3 protein-coding genes are annotated in these 3049 nt (G+C 66.7%); 2 read left to right on the top strand and 1 reads right to left on the bottom strand.

The window, feature by feature from the left end; translation table 11 throughout:
- Positions 1–209: 209 nt before the first annotated feature.
- Positions 210–776: a hypothetical protein gene (locus ACFXOA_RS32155; protein ID WP_385035699.1), complete on the top strand. Its 567-nt coding sequence runs from the start codon at positions 210–212 to the stop codon at positions 774–776.
- A gap of 42 nt (positions 777–818) precedes the next feature.
- On the opposite strand, the gene ACFXOA_RS32160 is transcribed toward ACFXOA_RS32155, so the two are convergent.
- Positions 819–1319: a hypothetical protein gene (locus ACFXOA_RS32160; protein WP_385035702.1), complete on the bottom strand. Its 501-nt coding sequence runs from the start codon at positions 1317–1319 to the stop codon at positions 819–821.
- Between the two features lie 184 nt (positions 1320–1503).
- Between ACFXOA_RS32160 and ACFXOA_RS32165 the strand changes: the two genes are divergently transcribed.
- Complete coding sequence (locus tag ACFXOA_RS32165) at positions 1504–2007, top strand: hypothetical protein (RefSeq protein WP_385035703.1); 504 nt, start codon at positions 1504–1506, stop codon at positions 2005–2007.
- The last annotated feature ends 1042 nt before the right edge of the window (positions 2008–3049 follow it).

The raw sequence follows: 3049 nt of genomic DNA on the forward strand, positions 1-3049 counted from the left end.
GCTGGAACAACTCCCACAACTCGTCCGGCACCAACCGCTCAACGATCCCCACCATGGCGCACAGAATACCGAGTCATCCAAATGAGATGACTTCTTAGAGGTCGTCTTGATTGGCTGAGACGAGACGGGAGTGCGGACGATGAACCCGTGTGCTTCCATACTTCCCGGCCGGATTGTGTCGGCAGCGCCGGGTAGACGATCATGAGCCAATGGACATGGACATGAACGGTTGGGCGGTGCTCGAGGACTCGAAGCGAGAGCAGTGGGGCTATGTTCCGCGTCAGTTGGTTGGTCCCCTGGTCTTCGGAGTCGATCGACGTGAAGCGGTGGCGATCATGGCGGGACATGGCTTCGCTGCCGAGGAGCGCGAGATTGACCGGTGGAGTCCTCGGCGGGCTCAGTGGCGCGTGGAGTTCGGCAGGATGGGGTCGGACAAGCATCGACCTGCAGTGAAGTCCTACTTCGTCGAGGGCGTGGGCTTGACTTGTGTGCTTGTTGACGGGATCCGCGGTCCCCAAGTCACCTGCGAGGGGATCCGCCTGATCGGCCGTGTGCCGTCGGAGCTGGACTCGGAGATGGAAACGTGTGCTGTCGAACGTGGCCTCGGCATCATGTACTGCCTCTCGGGTGACCTTTGCTGGCCTGGCTTCGAGTTCGATCGAGGCGGGCAGCGCGCGGGCGATGCGGTCGTGAGCTGGGCATCGTTCTTCAACACAGGAAAGATCGCCGGTACCTCTTGGGACATCACTCCTGCGGAAGTCTGGCGTCACCAGTAGGCCGCTGAGCTTCCGGCGCCGAGCCGCGGAAGGCGGCCAATCTCATCGGATGAGTCGGCGGAAGCAGATGAGGGTGCTGGCAATGCCAACGAAGGCTAGGAAATGCTCGGCCTTGCGCTCGTAGCGTCGGTGCAGGCGGCGGATGGTGTCCCGTTGAGTGGTGTAGCGGATCTTGGCGGGGGATGTGCGCCTGTTCTGAGCCGTCGTGTGCCTCGACTGCCTGTGTGTGCTCCCTGAGAACGAGGTCGGCCACCGTGTAACTGTCCTTGGTGAACGAGCAGTTCGACCCAAGGGGATACCCAGGCCCTCACCCTCGGGGCCCTCCGGTGGGAAGGCCCGCAACCTCTCCAGAGCGAGCTCGTGCCGCACGGCACTCACTTCGGCCGTGACATGCAACTCCTTCGCCTCCTGGCGCGTGCGGCGCGCAAGGTCCAGCTTCTTCTTGACCAGATCGACCTTCTGCTGGGTCTCCACCAGCTCCCGCTCGACTACAGAGGCGACACTGCCCTGCTCAGCAGCGCGCGCCTTCTCCCGTTCCAGCACATAGCAACGGCTCCGCAGCGACGTCAGGGTCTGTGTAGCGAACGGTGGAACTCAGTCGGATTTGTTCAGCGGCGTCCGGCGGTGAGCCGGCCGCCGGAGAGCGTCATGGCCGCCCGCACTAGGGTGGCAGCAACGACGAGACCCTGAGCCGAATCCGGAAAGGCCAGGGGCCAAGGGGGACGGGATGGGCGAGGAAAACGCCGTCATACGGCGTGCCAGGACGGTCCGGGCCATTGTGTCCGCGGGCATCGCGGGTGCGACGGTGATCGGTCTCGGTGCGGGGGTGCTGTCCTGGTGGCAGGTGCTGGCACTCGCCCTGCCCGCTACCGGGCTCGCGGGCTGGGCCGGATCGCGGATCGGCCGTATCGAGGGTATCCGCGCTGCGCGTCTGGAACCCGGGGAACGCGTGCTCGGCACCTACGCGGTGCGGCCCCCGTACACCGAGCACACCCCGCCCTCGCCCCACGAAGGCCCGCAGTACCACCTCCGCGTCACCTCACACGGCGTGGAGATGTGGGAACGCGCCGAGCTGCTCTGGAAGCACCCCTGGCCGGAGCTCCGGGTGATCGTGGACGGCCCTCGCCTGCGCATCCACCACCTGGGGCGGGAAGTTGGGACGATGCTGCTGGAACAGCCGGGCGCGGTGGCCGAGGTCCGACTGGCCGCTCAACGCCACAGCGTCGGGTGACGGCGAGGCCACCCGCCCGGCACATCCGGGGCTGGCCGAATCAGGCGGTCGTCCGGCAGCGCCGGGCGCCGCTCACAGGGACCGCGTTGCGGTCCCCGACCGCACACCGGCTTCTCGCCCGCGTACGTCGGCGGTTCACCTCCGCTCGAGCGGAGGTGAACCGTTCCCGACGACGTGCATGTACTCGCCGTCGCGGTCCTCTCCGCGCGAGCGGAGGTGAACTGAAAGGGACCCAAATGGCTCAAAGAAGGAACATCTACACATGCCGTTTCGGGGCACCGCCGGAAGCCACGACCCGGGGAGGACGATCGGATCCCGGTGCGGAACGCGTACCAGTGCGGAACACCCCCGACCACCGGCCGGGGGCGCAACTCGGGTGCTGCGCCTACCCGGCGGCCGCCGTGTCCTCAAGCTCGTCGTCCGCCGGGCCGTAGTGCAAGCCCAGCAACGCCAACGGTGCCTCCGCCTCCTGCAGGTGCGCGTGCGCCACTTGGACTGCTGTCTGGGCGTCCAGCAGCCCACGCAACACCCTCGACACCCGGTCGCCCACATCGAAACCGTCAGCGGTACGGATCTACTGCTGCTCCTCAAGGCCTGCAGGGCCCGGGACACCTGGCGCAGGACGGGGGGGAGCCGGTCGGTGAGCGCGACCAGTTCGGAGACGGTTGCGGCGATGTTCGCGGGGGCGACCGGCACGTACCCGTCGTCGCCGTGGAACGAGGACGCTGCCCATGTTGCCTCGCCGAGAACCCGGACAGTGTCCGCCGCGGCCTGGGCAAGTTCCTGCGGGGCACGGTCAGCTCTCCTTGGTGCGGTGGCCTCTGTACCCAGTGTGGCGGCAGGTACTGACAAGACGGGCACATCGCGACTCAAAGCCCGGAAGACTGCCGGGATGAGCGAATGGATGGTTGCGGCAATAGGCGCAGGGTCGGCGTTGGCCGGCGGTCTTGTCAAGCCCCGGGTTTTATGGAGAGTGAGTTAGCTGGTTTTCTGGAGTGACGCCGGGGGTTGGGCCGCGTAGTGGGCGGCTTCGTGTTCGGCG

Origin of the sequence: Streptomyces sp. NPDC059166 (assembly GCF_042755185.1) — a bacterium.
In the GTDB taxonomy this organism is placed as follows: Bacteria; Actinomycetota; Actinomycetes; order Streptomycetales; family Streptomycetaceae; genus Streptomyces.